The organism is Sedimentibacter sp. MB31-C6 (assembly GCF_035934735.1).
In the GTDB taxonomy this organism is placed as follows: domain Bacteria; phylum Bacillota; class Clostridia; order Tissierellales; family Sedimentibacteraceae; genus Sedimentibacter.
Genome location: NZ_CP142396.1, coordinates 577,331 through 595,674, shown reverse-complemented (window position 1 = coordinate 595,674; position 18,344 = coordinate 577,331). Strand labels below are relative to the sequence as shown.

Sequence of the window (18,344 nt, the reverse complement as noted above, 5' to 3'; positions counted from 1 at the left end):
CGGTGTGATGTGTTTACGAATTACTTTCAATTTTACATTAATAAATTTATTAATAAGGAGCTGTAATAATGAATTATTCTATTGATGATTCAACTAAAGAATTTGAAGATGAACTAAGGTATTTAAAACTATTATCTAAGCAATTTCCTACTATAGCTTCAGCATCTACAGAAATAATAAATTTACAGGCAATATTAAATCTTCCTAAAGGAACTGAACATTTTTTGTCAGATATTCACGGAGAGTGCGAGTCTTTTAAACATGTACTAAAAAACGGCTCCGGTAACATAAAACGAAAGATTAAGGAAGTATATGGAGACACATTAAGTGAAAATGAAATTAAAAGTCTTGCAACACTAATTTATTATCCAGAACAAAAGTTGGAAATTATACATAAACAAGAAGAAAATATTGAAGAATGGTTTAGAATAACAATATATCGACTTATAGAAGTTAGTAGAAAGGCAGCGTTTAAATATACTCGTATGAAGGTTCGAAAGGCTTTGCCGAAGGAATTTGCATATATCATTGAAGAACTAATGCATAGAGGTCCTGAAGAAATTGACAAAGAAGAGTATTATAGTGAGATAATAAAAACTATTATTAAAATTGAAAGAGCTGATGAATTTATAATAGCAATGTCAAAACTTATTCAAAGATTAGTAATAGATAGGCTTCATATTGTAGGCGATATATTTGATAGAGGACCTGGTGCAGATATTGTAATGGAAACAATTACAAATTATCATTCTGTTGATATACAATGGGGAAATCATGATATTTTATGGATGGGTGCTGCTGCAGGCAGTGAAGCATGTATCGCAACAGTTATTAGAATATGCGCTAGATATGCAAATTTAGATACAATTGAAGATGGTTATGGAATAAATATACTTCCTTTAGCAACCTTTGCCTTAGAAACTTATAGTAATGATGATTGCGTTGCATTTAAACCTAAAATGGAAAATGATATAATTTGTAGTGAAAATGATATTAAACTGATATCAAAAATGCACAAAGCTATCTCTATAATACAATTTAAATTAGAAGGAAAAATAATTAAAAGACGTCCTCATTTTTGTATGGATGACAGACTTTTATTGAATAAAATTAATTATGAGGATGGTACAATAAACCTTGATGGTAAGACTTATGAATTGATTGATAAAAATTTTCCAACTATAAATCCTCAAAATCCTTATGAATTAAATAACGAAGAAAAGGAATTAATAGATAAATTAAAGTCTTCATTTTTAAATAGTGAAAAACTTCAAAAACATGTTAGATTTCTATTTTCAAATGGTAGTATGTATTTAAAATTTAATTCCAATTTATTGTATCATGGATGTATTCCTGTAAATGAAGATGGTAGCTTTAAAAAGGTTAAGATAGGATCATCAGGGAAATCGTATAGTGGTAAATCATATTTTGACAGACTTGAAATCTTAGTAAGGGAAGGGTATTTCCATAAAAGTAATCTAGAAGCAAAATTGTATGGTATGGATTTAACATGGTATTTATGGACTGGACCAGATTCGCCTCTTTTTGGAAAAGATAAAATGACAACATTTGAAAGATATTTTATTGATGATAAAGAAACTCATGTTGAAAAGAAAAATCCTTATTTTAAGTTAGAAGACAGTGAAAAAATGTGTAAAATAATTTTTGAGGAATTTGGGTTAAATCCTGATACATCTCATATAATAAATGGTCATGTTCCTGTAAAAAGTAAAAAAGGAGAAAGTCCTATAAGAGCAAATGGCAAACTGATAGTTATTGATGGAGGATTTTCTAGGGCATATCAAAGTACTACAGGAATAGCTGGATACACACTTATATATAATTCCTATGGACTTTTGTTAGTATCTCATGACCCATTTGAATCTACTCAAGTTGCTATTGAAGAAGAAAAGGATATTCATTCCACTACAATGGTGTTAGAAAAAGAAGTAGAAAGAAAAAGAGTTCGTGATACAGATGATGGAGAAAAATTAATACATCAAATCAAAGATTTAGAAATGCTTTTGGATGCATATAGATCTGGTTTTATAAAAGAACAATAGTTCTATATGGATGGGATAACGTGTAGGGGACGCATTGCATGCGTCCCGCGGTATGCATAAAATGCATACCCTACAATTATAAATATACAATTAATGTAAAAATATAACTTAATTATTGAAATTTTTGTCAAATTACAATATAATATTATAGAGAGAATCGAATTAATAGTTTAAGTATTGAGGTACTACTATTCAGGCAAACGTATACTTGTAAGTGGGAAGGCTATAATATGAATGATAATTTTTACAAACATTTAATTGATAAATTGCCTATAGGATATGCATTTATTAAAGTTATTAATAATGATAGTGGTTGTCCATACGATTACGAATTTATAGAAGTCAATGAAATTTTTGAGGAAATTGCAAGAATGGAAAGTTCAAGGATTGTTGGCAAAAGAATTTCTAAATTATTTCCAAACTTAGAAATTAGTGTGTTCAATCAGATTTGCAATGATTTAAAAAATGAAAATATTGAAAAAAAACAATTTGAGCAATTTTTAAAGGAATTAAAGAAGTGGTATAAAATAATTGTATATTCTCCTAAAAAGGATTTTTTGATAATTCATCTAATAGATATAACCATGGAAAAAGACCAGCTTATTGAGTTGGAAAACAGTCGCAGGAGAATGGAAAACATTTTAGAAGGTACAAATGTAGGCACATGGGAACTAAACATGGATACAGGAGAAGTTAATCGTAATGAACGTTGGGCTGATATTTTAGGTTATACACTTGAAGAATTGTATCCGATAACTAGAGATACATGGAAAAACATGGTACATCCAGATGATTTAGTTGTAGAACTTGATAGAGATAATAAACTTTATAACAGAGAAATAGAGTATTATGATGATGAATATCGCATGAGACACAAAGATGGTAGTTGGGTTTGGATTCAGGATAGAGGCAAGGTTATTTCTTGGTCAGATGATGGTAAACCTCTTATAATAAGTGGAACACATACTGATATAACAGAAAGAAAAAAATTGGAAATTGAATTGGCAAATGAGAAAAACCTTTTAAAAACAACATTAATATCTGTAGGTGATGGTGTTATTTCAACTGATAATAAAGGTAAAATTGTTTTTATTAACAAAGTTGCAGAACTATTAACAGGTTGGACACAAGAGGAAGCAAAAAATAAACCTTTTAAGGAAGTATTTAATACTGTAAATGAATTAACTAGAGAAAAATGTGAGAATATAGTAAAAAAAGTATTGAAAAGAAAAAAGATACTTGAAATTGCAAATCATACTATTCTTATTTCAAAAAAAGGTATGGAAATATCTATTGAAGATAGAGCTGCTCCTATTGTTCAAGAGAATGGAGACATTGTTGGAGTAGTATTAGTATTTAGAGATTGTTCAGATAAAAAGAAAAAACAAGAGGAAATACTTTACTTAAGTTACTGTGACCAACTAACAGGACTTTATAATCGTAGATTTTTTGAAGAAGAAGTTAATAGACTTAATATTAAGGAAAATTTGCCAATTACTCTTATTATGGCTGATGTAAATGGTTTAAAACTTATTAATGATTCATTTGGACATACACTTGGTGATGAGTTGCTTAAAAGGGTAGCAGATATTTTAAAACAAGGATGTCGAAACTCTGATATTATTGCTAGGCTTGGCGGTGACGAGTTTGTAGTCATATTAACTAATACCGACTCTTATCAAGCAGAACAAATTATTAAACGTATTAATGCCCTTGCTTTTGAAGAAAAAATAGGAGCTGTCGACATTTCCATATCCTTAGGATATGAAACCAAATATAATGAAAATGATAATATGCTTGAAATATTCAAAAATGCTGAAGATAATATGTATAGAAACAAGCTTTATGAAAGTGCTAGTATTAGGAATAAAACAATAGATTTAATAATGAATACTTTATATGAAAAAAGTAATAGAGAGATGTTGCATTCAAAGCGAGTAAGTAAACTTAGTGAGGCAATTGCAATTAGTATGGGTTTAGATAGAGATAAATCAAACCAAATTAGAATAGCTGGACTCATGCATGATATAGGAAAAATTGGAGTTGATGAGAAAATACTTAATAAGTCTCAAATGTTAAATAGTGATGAATGGAAAGAAATGAGACGACATACTGAAATAGGATATAGAATACTTAGTTCATCAAATGATTTTTCAGAAATTGCAGAATATGTTCTTAAACATCATGAGCGGTGGGATGGAAAGGGATATCCAGGTGGTTTTAAGGGTGAAGAAATATCATTACAATCAAGAATCATAGCAATTGCAGATGCATTTGACGCAATGACAAGTGATAGACCTTATAGAAAAGGAATGAGTTTAAAAGAAGCAATTGCAGAATTATATAGATGCTCAGGGACTCAATTTGATTCTAATATAACTAATGTATTTATAAATAAGGTTTTACAAAAATAGTTAAAATTAATAGTATTTGATTCAAACTGTAGGGGGCGCATTGCAATGCGCCCCTACAGTTTGAATAATGAATATTAGTAAAATCTAACATATTGTGTTATAATAATAAAAATTTTATAACAATGAAAGGTATTAACTATATGAATTTCATAGAACTCGGAATTAGCGAAAGTATTATAAATGTATTAAAATATTCTGGAATTACTGATCCAACACCAATACAACAAAATAGCATAAGTGTTATTAAAGAAGGTAAAGATGTTATAGGGGAAGCACAAACAGGTACAGGAAAAACACTTGCTTTTCTTATACCAATTTTCGAGAAAATTTCTTTAAAAACTGACACGATTCAAACTTTGATAATAACACCAACGCGTGAATTAGCTATACAGATAACAAATGAAGCCCTGAAATTAAAAAAGGCTAAAGATATAAATATTCTGGCTGCTTATGGTGGGAAGGACATTGCAGGTCAGGTGAGAAAATTAAAGAAAAATATACATATGGTTATAGCAACACCTGGAAGGCTTTTAGATCATATTGAAAGAAAAACTGTCGATTTAAGTAACTTGAAAACAATTGTTATAGACGAGGCGGATCAAATGCTTTTAATGGGGTTTAAAAAAGAAGTGGAAGCCATAATAAAGGAAACAAATAAGGGACGACAAACTTTATGTTTTTCTGCTACATTAGATTCAGATGTTAAAAAATTGGCATATAAATATATGAATAACCCTGTTATAGTTACTGTACCTAAAGAAGGTATGACATTAAATAACATAAAACAGCAAGTTGTTGAGACAACAGATAGAAAAAAACAAGATGCTTTGTGTAAAGTTTTAGATGAAGATAGACCTTTTATGGGAATAATATTTTGCAGAACAAAGGTGAGAGTAGACAAATTAGATGAAGATTTATATATGAAAGGTTATAATTGTAAAAAATTACATAGTGATATACCTCAATCTAAACGAGAGAAAATAATGAAGTCTTTTAGAAAAGGGGATATTCAGTATTTAATAGCTACTGATGTAGCGGCTAGAGGTCTTGATATTGGAGGTGTAAGTCACATATACAACTATGACATACCTGAAAATGCTGAATCATATATACATAGAATTGGAAGGACTGGAAGGGCAGGAGAAGAAGGATATACATGTTTGTTTGTAGCACAGAAAGATATGAATATTCTATTAGATATAGAGAAAAAGATAGGCCTTAAAATTGACAGGAGGATTATTCATGAATAAATATTTATTAAAAAATGCAAAAATAATTGATGAAAATGGAGAATTAAAAGAAAATATTAATTTATATATAACTAATGGGAAAATCCAAAAGTTAGTGAACTATGAAAATAAAGAATGTATAAAAGAATATGAAGAAATTGATTGTACAGGTTTCTATATTACACCTAGTTTTGTAAATCTTCACACACATTCACCTATGAATATTATGAAAGGTATTGCTGAAGATATATCTATAGATAATTGGTTCAATGAAAAAGTTTTCCCCTATGAAAGTAAACTAGAAGCAGAGGATGTATATTGGGGAGGAGTTATTGCAGCTGTTGAAATGATTAACAATGGAGTTACTGCTTTTGCTGATCATTATTTTTATCAAGAATCAGTATACAAGGCAATAGAGGATACAGGTATAAGAGGAGATATAGCACCAACAATATTTGGTTTGGCGGATGATTATAAAAAACAATTAAAAGAATCTGTTAAATTTGTAGAAAAATATAATGGAAAGAATTCAAAAATTAGTGTTAGACTTGGACCTCATGCACCATATACGTGTCCAGGAGATATACTAAAAGAAATTATTGATTCAGCAAAAAAGCTTGATGTTGGTATACATTTACATGTATCAGAAACTAAAAATCAGGTAGAAGAAAGTATAAGACTTACTGGAAAAACTCCAATAGAAATTCTTTATGAAAGTGGAGGATTCGAGGTTGATGTTATAATAGCACATGGGCTTTGGACAACAAAAGAGGATTTAAAGTATATTAATAATAATGCAACATTTGCTTTTAGTCCAAAAACTTATATGAAGTTGAGTATGGGAGAAGGAAATATATATGACCTTAAAAATAAATTGAATTATTCCTTTGGTACTGATGGTGCAGCTAGTTCTAATACATTGAATCCTTTAGAACAAGCTAGATATTTTGCTTTAAATGGTAAACTTTTAAAGTGTAATGCTTCTGATTTTGATATATTAGAAATTTGGAAGAGTCTTATGAATGGTCATAATGCTTTTAAATTTAATACTGGAAAGATTAAGGAAGGTTATGATGCTGATTTGCTCATTTGGGATTTAAACAGTGTTAACACCTCTCCTATTTACAATCCGCTTACATCAATAATTTATAGTTCTGATTCTAATAATATTAAATACACGATGGTACAGGGTGAATTTTTAAAATATGATGGAAAATTAAAGGCAGATGTTCCTAATATAATAGAGAAGGTTCAGCATATTCAAGAAAAAATATTGTTAAGAGGAAAAGGAAAGAGTAAAGTTAGTTATAATTAATTTTACGATTTTGTTGTATGGTTGTAGGGTATGGCATTGCATGCATACCACGGGACGCATAAAATGCGTCCCCTACATGGTACGTATATAATGTCGTGTCCACCAAATGGTCACATGATGGTGCCGCGGTACGCATAAAATGCGTACCCTACGTTATAGAACAGCTAAATCTTCATCAACGGGATCACATATAAACATATGTCCTGGTGAATGTGTTATCATTAATTCAGGTTTACTAGTCATAGCTATAGATTGAGGGGTAACACCACAAGCCCAAAATACAGGTACTTCACCTTCTTTGATTAATGAAGGATCGCCGAAATCTGGTTTGTTAATATCTTTTATACCTATAAAATTTGGGTCTCCTATATGAACAGGGGCACCATGCACCTGTGGAAATCTTGATGTAGCTTGAACGGCTCTTGTTATTAACTTATAAGGTATAGGTCTCATACTTACAACCATATTTCCATGAAATTTACCTGCTGGTTCACACTCTATATTAGTAATATACATAGGTACATTATGATTGTCTTCAATATGTCTTATAGGAATAGATGCATTTAACATGGCGGATTCAAAGGAAAAACTGCAACCTATTAAAAATCCAACTAAATCGTCTCTCCAGTAGTTTTTTAAATTATCAACTTCTTCTGTTAAAACACCGTTTTTATAAATACGATACTTTGGAATATCGTATCTTAAATCGCCGCCTTTTGCCATTAATTTTGGTTCTGGATCACCTATATCTGTAACATCAAGAATGGGGCATGGTTTTGGATTTCTTTGTGCAAATAAAAGAAAATCAAAAGCCAAATCTTTTGGTACAATAGCTAAATTCGCTTGTATATGACCTCTGCACATACCAGATGTAGGTTGTACTAATTCACCTTTTCTAATTAATGTTCTCACTTCTTTTGGACTCATGTTTGCTAATTCTAACATCTTTTACCTCCTATTTAGTTTACTTAATTTCATCTACTTTCACATCATATATATTACCATTAACTCGTACATTGAATTTTTTTGTTCTTAAAACTTCTATTTTAACTTGTTTGCTTAATTCAAACTTTATTTGTTCAAATTTATTTTCTATTTCTTTAATTAAAGCATGTGCTTCCTGAAGAGAAGATTTTTTAAAAATAATTTTATCTCCAGGTTTAGCTTGGGCTACTTTTGACAAATCTGAGGTTATTACATTTCCAATTTTAGTATAACCACCAGTAGTTTGTCTGTCTGCCATCATAATTATTGGATTACCTTTACTTGGAACTTGTATAGCTCCCATTGATATACCATCTGAGATTATATCTGCTTTATCTTTATGCTCTATTTTCTCACCATCTAAAGTATATCCCATTCTATCGCAATTTGGTGTTACATGATATTCATTAGAAAGAAATGTTTCTAATCCCTTTTGAGTGAAAGCATCATCTTGAGGACCTAAAACAACTCTTAATTCAACTGTTTTATTATTCATATCATAAAAATTTTCATTTGTTTCTTTTCCTTCAAGTAAATATAATGAAGTAGAGGGTTGGCCTATATTTAAAGTATCTCCAGCTTTTAAAGCTCTTCCTTCAAATCCACCTAACTTCCCCCTAAGGAAAGTGGATTTACTTCCCATAACTATAGGAACATCAATTCCTCCGGCAAATGCAATATAACTTCTGCATCCGTTTTTCAATCCCTTAAATGATAATTTGTCACCAGGATTAACTATGATAGACTTATTCATGTTTATAGTGTTTCCATTAATCACAGGTTGCATGTTAGCTCCAGTTATAGCAATTAGAATAGAAGATTTAAATTCAATTTGAGGACCCATCATTGTTACTTCTAACAATCCTTCACCTTCATTATTTCCTACTAATATATTGGCCAATTTAGCTGACAACTGGTCCATAACACCTGATACAGATACGCCATATTGTTGATAGCCATATCTACCTAAATCTTGTACTGTAGTTAAAAATCCAGGATTTATTATTTTAATTTGTCCCATTATCATCACCCCAATTCTTTCTAGGATATTTTTTGTATTCGTAAGTTCCATTATTCATTGCATTTTTAATTTCTATATATTCTGTTTCATTTATACTTTTAAATGCTATATAGTTTCCAGCTTTTAGCAAAATGGGAATCTCACGTTTGGGGTCAAATAAATCAAGTGGAGTACGTCCAATTAACTGCCATCCACCCGGACTATCTATTGGATAAATTCCTGTTTGTTCACCTGCAATTCCAACAGAACCACCAGGTATTTTTGTTCTTGGTGATTGAAGCCTAGGTGTAGCAATTTTAGTATCCATACCACCTAAATATGGGAAACCTGGTGTAAATCCTAGCATATATATTAAATACTCTTCTGAAGTGTGAATTTTTATTACTTCATCAACGGACATATTATTATGTTTTGCTACATTTTCTATGTCAGGTCCGTAGTCACCACCGTATAAAGTTGGTATTTCAATAACTTCTGGTTCAGGTAAGTCTATGTTATCTAAGTTTTCTTCTAATGTTTTTAAAGTATCTTTAAGTTTGTTAAAGTCTGTTTTTAAAGGATCATAATGTATCATTAAGGAACGATAGGTAGGTACTGCCTCTATCACACCTAATACATTTTGAGTTTCAATAGCCACTGTCATGGATCTTATTTTGCTGTTAATTTCTTCTGAGATGCTATTTCCAAACTCAATATCTAGTGCTTTGTCTCCTGCTAAAAGATACTTAGTTTTTTCATACATATTTATTCCTCCATTTGTTCTTACCTATACTTCGATATTGTAGGGGACGCATTGTATGCGTCCCACATCATCATGTATCAATTACATAAATAATTTTGTAATGTTAGTAAGTGAATTAAATCCTGCATATGCAGTAACTATAACGATAATTATTCCAAAAATAATTAACCATGTAGGATGTTTGTAACTTTCACCAACAACTTCTTTTTTACGTGATGCTAAAAGTACTGTAGCTAAAGTTATAGGTAATATAAGTCCATTTACAGAGCCGGCTAATATTAATAGTTTAGCTGGTTGACCTAAAAATGCCATAATGAAACTTGATATAGCGATAAAACCAATTATAAAATAATTTTCATATTTTTCAATCGTTTTATTTAATGTCTTTAAAAATGATACTGAAGTATATGCAGCACCAATAACAGAACTAATTGCAGCTGAAAATAAAACTATACCAAAGAATTTATATCCAATTGGACCAGCTGCTTGTAAAAAGGCATCTGCTGCAGGATTTCCAGGATCTAAAGCATTACCCTTTGAAACTACACCTAATATTGCTAGGAAAAATAAAACCCTCATTATAGAAGCAACACCTATACCCATACCAGCACTTTTGTTAACTTCACTTAAATTCTCTTCTCCAGTTATACCAGCATCAATTAAACGGTGACCACCAGAAAAAGTGATATATCCTCCAACAGTACCACCTAATAATGTTATTATTGGGAAAATTAAGTCTTTTAAATTTACAGGATTAAAAGTTCTAACAACTGCTTCTGTAACAGGTGGTTTACTAACAATAGCAACGTATCCTGCTAGCAAAATCATTATGATTCCTAATACATTAGTTAGTTTATCTACGATAGATTTCGCATTTTTAGATAAGAATATGCATATTCCTATAACTCCACCTATTATTGCACCATAACTTATATCTATACCAAATAAAACATTTAAGCCTAATGCTGCACCACCAACATTACCCATATTAAATACAAGTCCACCTAATGCAACTAAAAATGCTATAAAGTACCCTAGTCCAGGTAAAACTTTATTAGCAATATCTTGGCCTCTCATACCAGATACACCAATAATTCTCCATATATTTAATTGAACACCAATTGTTAAAATAATTGAAATTAAAATTGCAAATCCAAAACTTGCTTGATATTGTTCAGTAAATGCCGCTGTTTGTGTTAAAAAACCAGGTCCAATTGCAGAAGTAGCCATTAAAAAGGCTGCCCCTAAAAGAACACCTATATTTGATTTCTTTCCTATATTATTCATATTGTCTCCTTTAGATTTTTATTTTATAATGAAGTTCCCTTATTTCATTATTAATTTAAATTGTTTGAAGTAATTGTTTGCGTTTTACGATAAAATAAAGTTTTTCATAGATACTATTTGAATACCTTCATTTTCTAAAGTCTTTTTAATATTATTGACAAAATCTACTGCTTGAGGATTATCTCCGTGCACGCATATTGTGTCAGCTTTAATATTGATTTCTTCACCTGAAATAGTTTTAACTTTTTCTTCTTTGACCATTTTAATTACTCTATTAATTGCTATATCTGTATCATGAATTACAGCACCTTCTTTACCTCTAGGTACTAAAGTACCATCTGTGTTGTATGCTCTGTCAGCAAATACTTCATTAGCTACTTTAAGATTAACTTCCAATCCTGCTCTAATTAATTCACTATTGGCAAGTCCAACTAAAATTAAATCACTATCCACTTCATAAATGCCTTCAGCTATAGCTTTAGCTAATTCTTTATTTTTAGCAGCCATATTATACATAGCACCATGTGGTTTTACATGTTGGAGCTTTATCCCAGAACTTTGAGCAAAAGCCCATAATGCTCCTATTTGATATTTTATATAATTTTTTATTTCATTAGCCGAAACATTTATATTTCTTCTTCCAAATCCCATCAAGTCAGGGTATCCAGGATGGGCACCGATGGAAACATTTTCCCTTATGGCGGTTTTAACTGTTTTTTCCATTACATTAGGATCACCTGCATGAAATCCACATGCAATATTAGCAGAAGAAATATATTTTGCAACTTCTTCATCTAGACCAAGATTGTAGTTTCCAAAACTCTCTCCTATATCACTGTTTAAATCTACTTGATACATTTTCATACCTCCATTTTATTTTTATTATAATATATGCAATTTTAATGCCATAAAATTAGAGCTTATATTTCTTAATATTTCCTTAAAATAAATATTAATTCTTATATAATTGAGCAATAATGCACATAAAAAATGAGCGATTTAGCACTTTTTTATAAATCGCTCATATCATGTTCAAAATATTTCTCTAACCGTCTTTTGAAAGCAAACCTGCTCATACCTAACATTTTTGAAGCTTTAGAATAGTTATTGTTGCAATAATCTAAGGCTAGTTTTATATAATATATTTCTATTTTTTCTATTTTTTTTTCCAGAGAAAAATTTTTATTTATAAATTTGTTTTCAATTTCTTCGGTATCAAAAAGATTATTAGAAAAATCATTGATATTAGTTTTGCCTTTATATATTTCATAGGGTAAATTTTTTATATCAATATATTCTGTTTCTGCTAATAAAACAATTCTTTCCATAATATTTCTAAGTTCTCTTACATTACCTTTCCAGGGGTAAGACATAAGAGCTTTTTCTGCTTCTTTTGAAAATCCTTTAATCTTTTTATTAAATTTTCTATTAAAATCATTAAGAAAGTTGTTAGATAATATTAGTATATCCGTTCCTCTTTCTTTAAGAGGGGGAAGATGTATAGGAACAACATTCAATCTATAGTATAAATCTTCTCTAAATTCCTTGTTTTTTATCGCTTCTTCTAAATTTTTATTTGTTGCAGCTATAATTCTAATATCTATTTCAATATCTTTTAAACCGCCAATTCTTTTAAACTTTCGTTCTTCTAAAACTCTTAATAGTTTAGGTTGTACTTCTAAAGGTAGTTCACCAATTTCATCTAAAAATAATGTACCACCATCAGCAATTTCCATTAATCCCTTTTTACTATTATTTGCTCCAGTGAAAGAGTTTTTTTCAAATCCAAAAAGTTCACTTTCAATAAGATTTTGAGGGATAGCTCCACAATTAATTTTCAACATATTTGATGATTTTCTATTGCTATTCATGTGAATTGCATTTGCTACAAGCTCTTTTCCAGTGCCAGAATCACCTCTAATTAAAACAGTTACATTATCATTCTTTGAGAGTATTTTAATTTTATTAAAAACATCTTTCATTTTATCATTTTCGCCAATAATGCTTTCTATTTCAGATTGATTTTCTAATATATAAACTTTTTTCTTTAATTTTAAATTCTGTATAACTCGTTTTATAATAATATCTATTTCTTGTAAATCAAAAGGTTTATTTATATAATCGTAAGCTCCCAGTTTAATAGCTTCTACAGCACTTTCTATATCACCATATGCTGTCATTATTACAACTTCTACTTCGCTGTCGAATTTTTTTATATTTTTTAGTACTTCTAAACCGTTTTCTGCAGTAAGTCTTAAATCTAAAAATATAACATGAGGTCTAAAATCTTTTAATTTTTCTATGGCTTCTGTACCATCTTTTGAAGTGCATACATTGTATCCTAAATCTTTAAGACCTTCATTCATCGACAATCTTATTATTTCTTCATCATCAACAATTAAAACTCTAAACTTCATCATTAATACCTCCAATTGTAGGAAACTTTATCTCTATTTTTGTACCTTCATTAATAATACTTTTTATTTTTATTTCCCCGTCATTACTTTTAATTAATTCATGTACAACTGACAATCCTAATCCTGTTCCTTTTGGATTAGTTGTAAAAAAGGGATTGAATATTTTCTCAATGTTTTCTGGATGTATACCACATCCATTATCTATAAAATCTATTTGTATAAAACATATATTTTCTTCGATATAATTTTTAAAAATTATATTTAAATTTCCGTTCTTATCTATTGCAGAAAGTGCATTTTTAATAATATTTAAAAAAATTTGTTCTACTTGTGCTTTATCCACAAAAACTGTAGAATTAGTTGAATTATTAATTATTTTTATATCAATATTACTTTCACTTGCTATTTTTTTAATCAATTCCAGAGAGTTATCTAAAATTTCCACTAAATTTGTTTTTTCCTTATTAGCAATTCTTGGTTTAGCAAAATCCAACAAACTAGATATTAACTTGTTTATTCTATCTATTTCATATAATACTCCATTAAAAAGTTTTTTATTAGCTATATCATTTTTACATAACCGGTTTTTTAATACTTGAATACTTGTTTTCATACCAGCTAGTGGATTCCTCACTTCATGGGCTATGCCAGCTGCAAATTGACCAATTGAGGTTAGTCTATCTAAAGAATCCATTTTATTTTCAATTTTTTTTCTTTCACTAATATCATAGAAATTACAAATTGCGCCACTTATAGTTTTTTCATCTCTTTTTAATAATGAAGTTGTCACATCTAAATACACTTCATTAGATTTTTCAATATTATTAAATTTAATAACTCGATTTATTTTTTTGTTGCTATCTAATGTTTCATTTATCTGGCTAGACAAGCTTTCCTTTATTTCTTTTTTAATATTTTTATCTATATTATGAGAAAAAAAATCTTCAGCAGCTTGATTTATTGAAAGTATTTGTCCATTATAATTAGTCGTAATTATACCTGCAGAGATATTTTTTAATATGTCTTCATTAAATTTAGTTACTTCAATCAATTTTTTAGTGTTGTTTTGAAGTCTAAAAAGCATATTGTTAAAAGCTTTAGAAAGTGTACCTATTTCATCCTTTCTGTTTATTTTAATTTTTTCATTAAAACTTCCTTGGTCTACTATTTTATCACAAGCATCTGCTAATATTTTTATTGGTTTAGATATGTTATAAGAAATAAATATGGCTGCTTGCATAGAAAGTACTAAAGAAACAATTGCAATTAAAATCATATATTTTTGGCTTTCCAAAACTTCATTAGAAAAAATACCCTTATTTAGACGATATCCTATAGTCCAATTCCAATATTCATAATCTTCATAAGTAAAAATATAATCTTCCATATATATTGATTGTTTATTAGAATTTAAAATTTCATTTTCTATATTTAAAATCCAATCATTATCATTATTATAATTATTTATCAGAACATCCTCATTATTAAATATTACTAAATTATCTTTTTCTAATTGATTATAATAATCTATAACATAAGATTTAGCTTCATCTTCATCAATAAAATTATTATTAGATTCTTCAATAAATAAAATTATTTCTTCTAAATTTTGTAATGAATGTTTTATTTCGTTTTCTAACAGTAAACGATATCCATTCCAATAGGATACTATTCCTATAATAATAATTGATAATATCAATAAAATCATATATGGAATTAGTATTTTATTTTCTATGTCGATTCGCACAATTTTCTCCTCGTTTATAATATTATTAGCAGTACAGACTTATAGTGTTATGTTATTTATTTACCTTATTATAATAATATTTACTTACTATATAAAAAGTTAATGCAGATGCAAAAACACTTGGCATTGCTGGATGAATCATAGTATTAAAGTCTTTAATAATAAAAATAATAATGGAAATAAGTCCAACAGAAAAAGCTGCAATTGCGCCTTCTTTTGTCGATTTTTTCCAGAATATTCCTCCGTATAATGGGATAAGAAAAGAAGCTGAGTAAAAACCCCAAATATAACCACCATAAACTAACAAACTTTCTGGTGGCTTTATAGCCATAATCAATGATACAGTTCCAATTAAGAAAATAAACACTCGATTTAAATTTAAAAATTTTTCTTCTTTTATACTTGGATTTATTATATTCTTGTAAAAGTCATATGTAAATCCGCTAGCTGCAATTAATAGCTGAGAGTTTGCAGTAGAAATTGCTGCTGCTGTTATACTTATGAGTATTAAAGCACTTAATGGAGAATAAATTACATTATTTATTAAATATGGAAAAACTTCATCAACAGTCGTAATAGCTTCAATAGTAGGTTCTAAAACTCTTCCTCCTATTCCAATAATAATTAGTCCCATATATAAAAATGCTAACAAAACGACAGAGTAGCATATCATTTTAATAGCTACTTTGTTGCTCTTTGCAGATATAATACGTGTTGCATATTGAGGATTTGATGCTAAACCTAAACCCCATCCAAATAGAGAGGTAAAAGTAACAATTGGGGGCATTTGTCCATTAGCAAAAGGATCTAAGAGTCCACCTTTTTCAGTAACATGTGGGAAATTAGGAAATGGCCTTGTATTTATTGAAGCTGCTCTTTCGTGCATGATACTAATACCATTAACTTCATTTAATATTAATATTGCTGCAAGAAAAATTCCTATAACAATTAATATAATATTTAATCCATCCGTTTTTGCAACGGAAAATAAACCTCCAAAGGTAGTATATATAACAAAAATATACACTAAAATAATTGCAAACATATAATTAATATTTAATAATTCTGATATAACAATTCCAAAACCTCTAACTTGAATAATTATATAGAGGGTGAAAGTTATTACTATCATTATTCCACCCATTGCTTGCAACCACTTGCTTTTATATTTTAAATAGAAAAACTCAGGTAAGGTTAAAATATCATATGACCTTAATTTTGGAGCAAGTATAATAAGTAGTATTGCACCTAAAAACCAAGGTAAAATTGAATATAATACTGTATTATAACCGTAGCTAAATACAGAACCAGTTACTCCTTGCATCGATGCTGCGCTAAACCATGTAGCACTAAAAGTAAATACACTTATAGCTAATCCTAATGAATTACCTGCTACAAAAAAATCTCTTGTGTTATTTGTTTTTTTAAAACCGCCCTTGCCAAAAAATAATAATATTATTGTATAAACAGTAAAATAAAGTAAATATAATATATTCTTATTCACGGTTTTCTCCTTTTACATGTTAATTTTTATCAAGTTATTAGATATCCACTTCTATAAGTGATGGTTCCTTTTTAACTTAAGGTGGGGTAGAATTTTTATTTATCTGAAACATAATTATATAATAATATTTTAAAATAGGCAAACGCAAAACATACTGTATGAAGAAATATATATTTGAATAAGTTATAAAAGTTAAAAGTAGGAAGAAATAATCATTCCTACTTTTAATGCTATATAGAATTTCTAATGTTACCAAATCTTAATCCCCTATATATAGTAACAATTCTGTTCCAAGTATATTCATCAACAACACCAGTAACATCAATTCCAAAGTATTCTTGAAATTGCCTTACTGCATTTTCTGTTACAGGACCATAAATTCCATCTGGGTCAGCTGGAGGAAGACCTTCTAAAACAGAAGATATATATGATAAATATTGTTGGATAATATAAACTCCAGGTCCCTCAGAACCAACTTCATATACAATACCTGGATATATTAAGTTTGGTAATGCAATTGCAGAAGGAGGCAATGTGTCTAAAATTCCTGATACACTATTATACATTGCATTCCATGTTTGTTCATCTATGTTACCGTTAACAGGTAAACCAATTGTTTTTTGAAATTCCATTATTGCTGTTCTTGTTGTAGCATCAAGTATTCCATTAATATCTACAGCAGGAATTGTGTCGTAATAAGCGGATAAAACATTAATAAAGTATTGAACTAATTGAACTCGAGGAACTACTTCTCCTGGCTCAGGTACTGGTGTATATTCTGGTATTTCACTTATCGGTATTCCTCTTGACGTTAATTCTGCCAGGTTAGTAACAGCTGTATAAATATTTCTAATACTATACCATGTTCCTTTATCTACTATACCAGTAACGGGTAAATTGAAAATACTTTGAAATTCTTCTACAGACTGTTGTGTAGCTGAATTAAAGTTTCCATCTGGTTGTTGAATTCTTGGAATAGCTGGATAGTTTGTTGATATTGTATTTAAACCAAGCTGAATAAGTAACACGTATTCATTGCTATCACCTAACTGAAGCGGCGTACCTGGAAATGTTTCATAAGCTTCTCCTATGGGAGCATCTGTTACTAGTGATATATTATCTCCATAGTAATATTGGAGTATTTCATAAGGAATATAACCTTGATTTGCTAAATCTACTGTTCCCCACTGATACATACCATCGCATTGTGAAATACGTCCGTCACAGAATTGTGCATACAAAGGTTCTAATTGACCTTCCCTTGTAATGTAACTGTTAAAAATATCGTCTACAATAGCTGAAATAGAATCGAAAAATCCTCTATTACGTACAAAAGCCTGATCGTATTGAGTTGTGTTTGTTATATCAAAATTATATCCACGAGATCTATACCATTCAGTGAATACTCTATTCAATGCAATGGAAATAATAGCATATATGTTTGCTCTAAGTGCACTTTCTGGCCAAGTAGGATATAATTCGCTTGATGCTACATTTTTTATATAATCTAAAAAAGATACTGTAACATTTTCTGCAGGTTCTTGAGGAGCACCTAAATGAACAGTAATTGCATTAGGTATTATAACTGATGTTAATCCTGGAATCGAAACACTCATATCAT

General features: G+C 29.3%; 13 protein-coding genes. 4 read left to right on the top strand and 9 right to left on the bottom strand.

What is annotated here, in order from left to right; translation table 11 throughout:
• The first annotated feature begins 68 nt into the window (after window positions 1-68).
• From U8307_RS02975 to U8307_RS02960, 4 genes are all read left to right on the top strand, one after another.
• Complete coding sequence (locus tag U8307_RS02975; RefSeq protein ID WP_326910097.1) at window positions 69-2,063, top strand: fructose-1,6-bisphosphatase; 1,995 nt, start codon at window positions 69-71, stop codon at window positions 2,061-2,063.
• Between the two features lie 230 nt (window positions 2,064-2,293).
• Window positions 2,294-4,477, top strand: coding sequence for an HD domain-containing phosphohydrolase (locus U8307_RS02970; protein ID WP_326910095.1), 2,184 nt, complete (start codon window positions 2,294-2,296; stop codon window positions 4,475-4,477).
• Between the two features lie 140 nt (window positions 4,478-4,617).
• On the top strand, window positions 4,618-5,727 hold the full coding sequence (locus tag U8307_RS02965) for a DEAD/DEAH box helicase (RefSeq protein ID WP_326910093.1): 1,110 nt from the start codon (window positions 4,618-4,620) through the stop codon (window positions 5,725-5,727).
• Window positions 5,720-7,021: an amidohydrolase family protein gene (locus tag U8307_RS02960; protein WP_326910091.1), complete on the top strand. Its 1,302-nt coding sequence runs from the start codon at window positions 5,720-5,722 to the stop codon at window positions 7,019-7,021. Before U8307_RS02965 ends, U8307_RS02960 begins: the two co-directional genes overlap by 8 nt.
• 153 nt (window positions 7,022-7,174) lie before the next feature.
• Here U8307_RS02960 and U8307_RS02955 read toward each other — a convergent pair whose 3' ends face one another.
• From U8307_RS02955 to U8307_RS02915, 9 genes are all read right to left on the bottom strand, one after another.
• Window positions 7,175-7,966 carry a putative hydro-lyase gene (locus tag U8307_RS02955; protein WP_326910089.1) on the bottom strand — a complete coding sequence of 264 codons (792 nt, stop codon included), beginning with the start codon at window positions 7,964-7,966 and terminating at the stop codon, window positions 7,175-7,177.
• 19 nt (window positions 7,967-7,985) lie between these two features.
• Window positions 7,986-9,026, bottom strand: coding sequence for a biotin-dependent carboxyltransferase family protein (locus tag U8307_RS02950; protein ID WP_326910087.1), 1,041 nt, complete (start codon window positions 9,024-9,026; stop codon window positions 7,986-7,988).
• Window positions 9,013-9,768 (bottom strand): 5-oxoprolinase subunit PxpB, encoded by a 756-nt coding sequence (pxpB, locus tag U8307_RS02945; protein WP_326910085.1) that lies wholly within the window; start codon window positions 9,766-9,768, stop codon window positions 9,013-9,015. The genes U8307_RS02950 and pxpB overlap by 14 nt, the downstream gene beginning before the upstream one ends.
• Window positions 9,769-9,849: 81 nt before the next feature.
• On the bottom strand, window positions 9,850-11,046 hold the full coding sequence (locus U8307_RS02940) for an NRAMP family divalent metal transporter (protein ID WP_326911526.1): 1,197 nt from the start codon (window positions 11,044-11,046) through the stop codon (window positions 9,850-9,852).
• Between the two features lie 93 nt (window positions 11,047-11,139).
• A complete protein-coding gene (locus tag U8307_RS02935; RefSeq protein ID WP_326910083.1) occupies window positions 11,140-11,913 on the bottom strand; it encodes a LamB/YcsF family protein in 774 nt (257 codons plus the stop codon).
• Between the two features lie 152 nt (window positions 11,914-12,065).
• The gene (locus U8307_RS02930) at window positions 12,066-13,475 is read right to left on the bottom strand and encodes a sigma-54-dependent transcriptional regulator (RefSeq protein ID WP_326910082.1); all 1,410 of its coding nucleotides are present in this window, start codon (window positions 13,473-13,475) and stop codon (window positions 12,066-12,068) included.
• Window positions 13,462-15,219, bottom strand: a complete 1,758-nt coding sequence (locus tag U8307_RS02925; RefSeq protein ID WP_326910081.1) for a sensor histidine kinase — start codon at window positions 15,217-15,219, stop codon at window positions 13,462-13,464. Before U8307_RS02925 ends, U8307_RS02930 begins: the two co-directional genes overlap by 14 nt.
• A gap of 52 nt (window positions 15,220-15,271) precedes the next feature.
• Window positions 15,272-16,723 (bottom strand): sodium:solute symporter family protein, encoded by a 1,452-nt coding sequence (locus U8307_RS02920; protein ID WP_326910079.1) that lies wholly within the window; start codon window positions 16,721-16,723, stop codon window positions 15,272-15,274.
• 230 nt (window positions 16,724-16,953) lie between these two features.
• Window positions 16,954-18,339: a peptidoglycan-binding protein gene (locus tag U8307_RS02915; protein ID WP_326910077.1), complete on the bottom strand. Its 1,386-nt coding sequence runs from the start codon at window positions 18,337-18,339 to the stop codon at window positions 16,954-16,956.
• Window positions 18,340-18,344: the final 5 nt, after the last annotated feature.

Coding starts and splice junctions, on each gene's coding strand:
- U8307_RS02975 (WP_326910097.1), top strand. CDS start 69: ATGAATTATTCTATTGATGATTCAACTAAAGAATTTGAAGATGAACTA.
- U8307_RS02970 (WP_326910095.1), top strand. CDS start 2,294: ATGAATGATAATTTTTACAAACATTTAATTGATAAATTGCCTATAGGA.
- U8307_RS02965 (WP_326910093.1), top strand. CDS start 4,618: ATGAATTTCATAGAACTCGGAATTAGCGAAAGTATTATAAATGTATTA.
- U8307_RS02960 (WP_326910091.1), top strand. CDS start 5,720: ATGAATAAATATTTATTAAAAAATGCAAAAATAATTGATGAAAATGGA.
- U8307_RS02955 (WP_326910089.1), bottom strand. CDS start 7,966: ATGTTAGAATTAGCAAACATGAGTCCAAAAGAAGTGAGAACATTAATT.
- U8307_RS02950 (WP_326910087.1), bottom strand. CDS start 9,026: ATGGGACAAATTAAAATAATAAATCCTGGATTTTTAACTACAGTACAA.
- pxpB (WP_326910085.1), bottom strand. CDS start 9,768: ATGTATGAAAAAACTAAGTATCTTTTAGCAGGAGACAAAGCACTAGAT.
- U8307_RS02935 (WP_326910083.1), bottom strand. CDS start 11,913: ATGTATCAAGTAGATTTAAACAGTGATATAGGAGAGAGTTTTGGAAAC.
- U8307_RS02930 (WP_326910082.1), bottom strand. CDS start 13,475: ATGATGAAGTTTAGAGTTTTAATTGTTGATGATGAAGAAATAATAAGA.
- U8307_RS02915 (WP_326910077.1), bottom strand. CDS start 18,339: ATGAGTGTTTCGATTCCAGGATTAACATCAGTTATAATACCTAATGCA.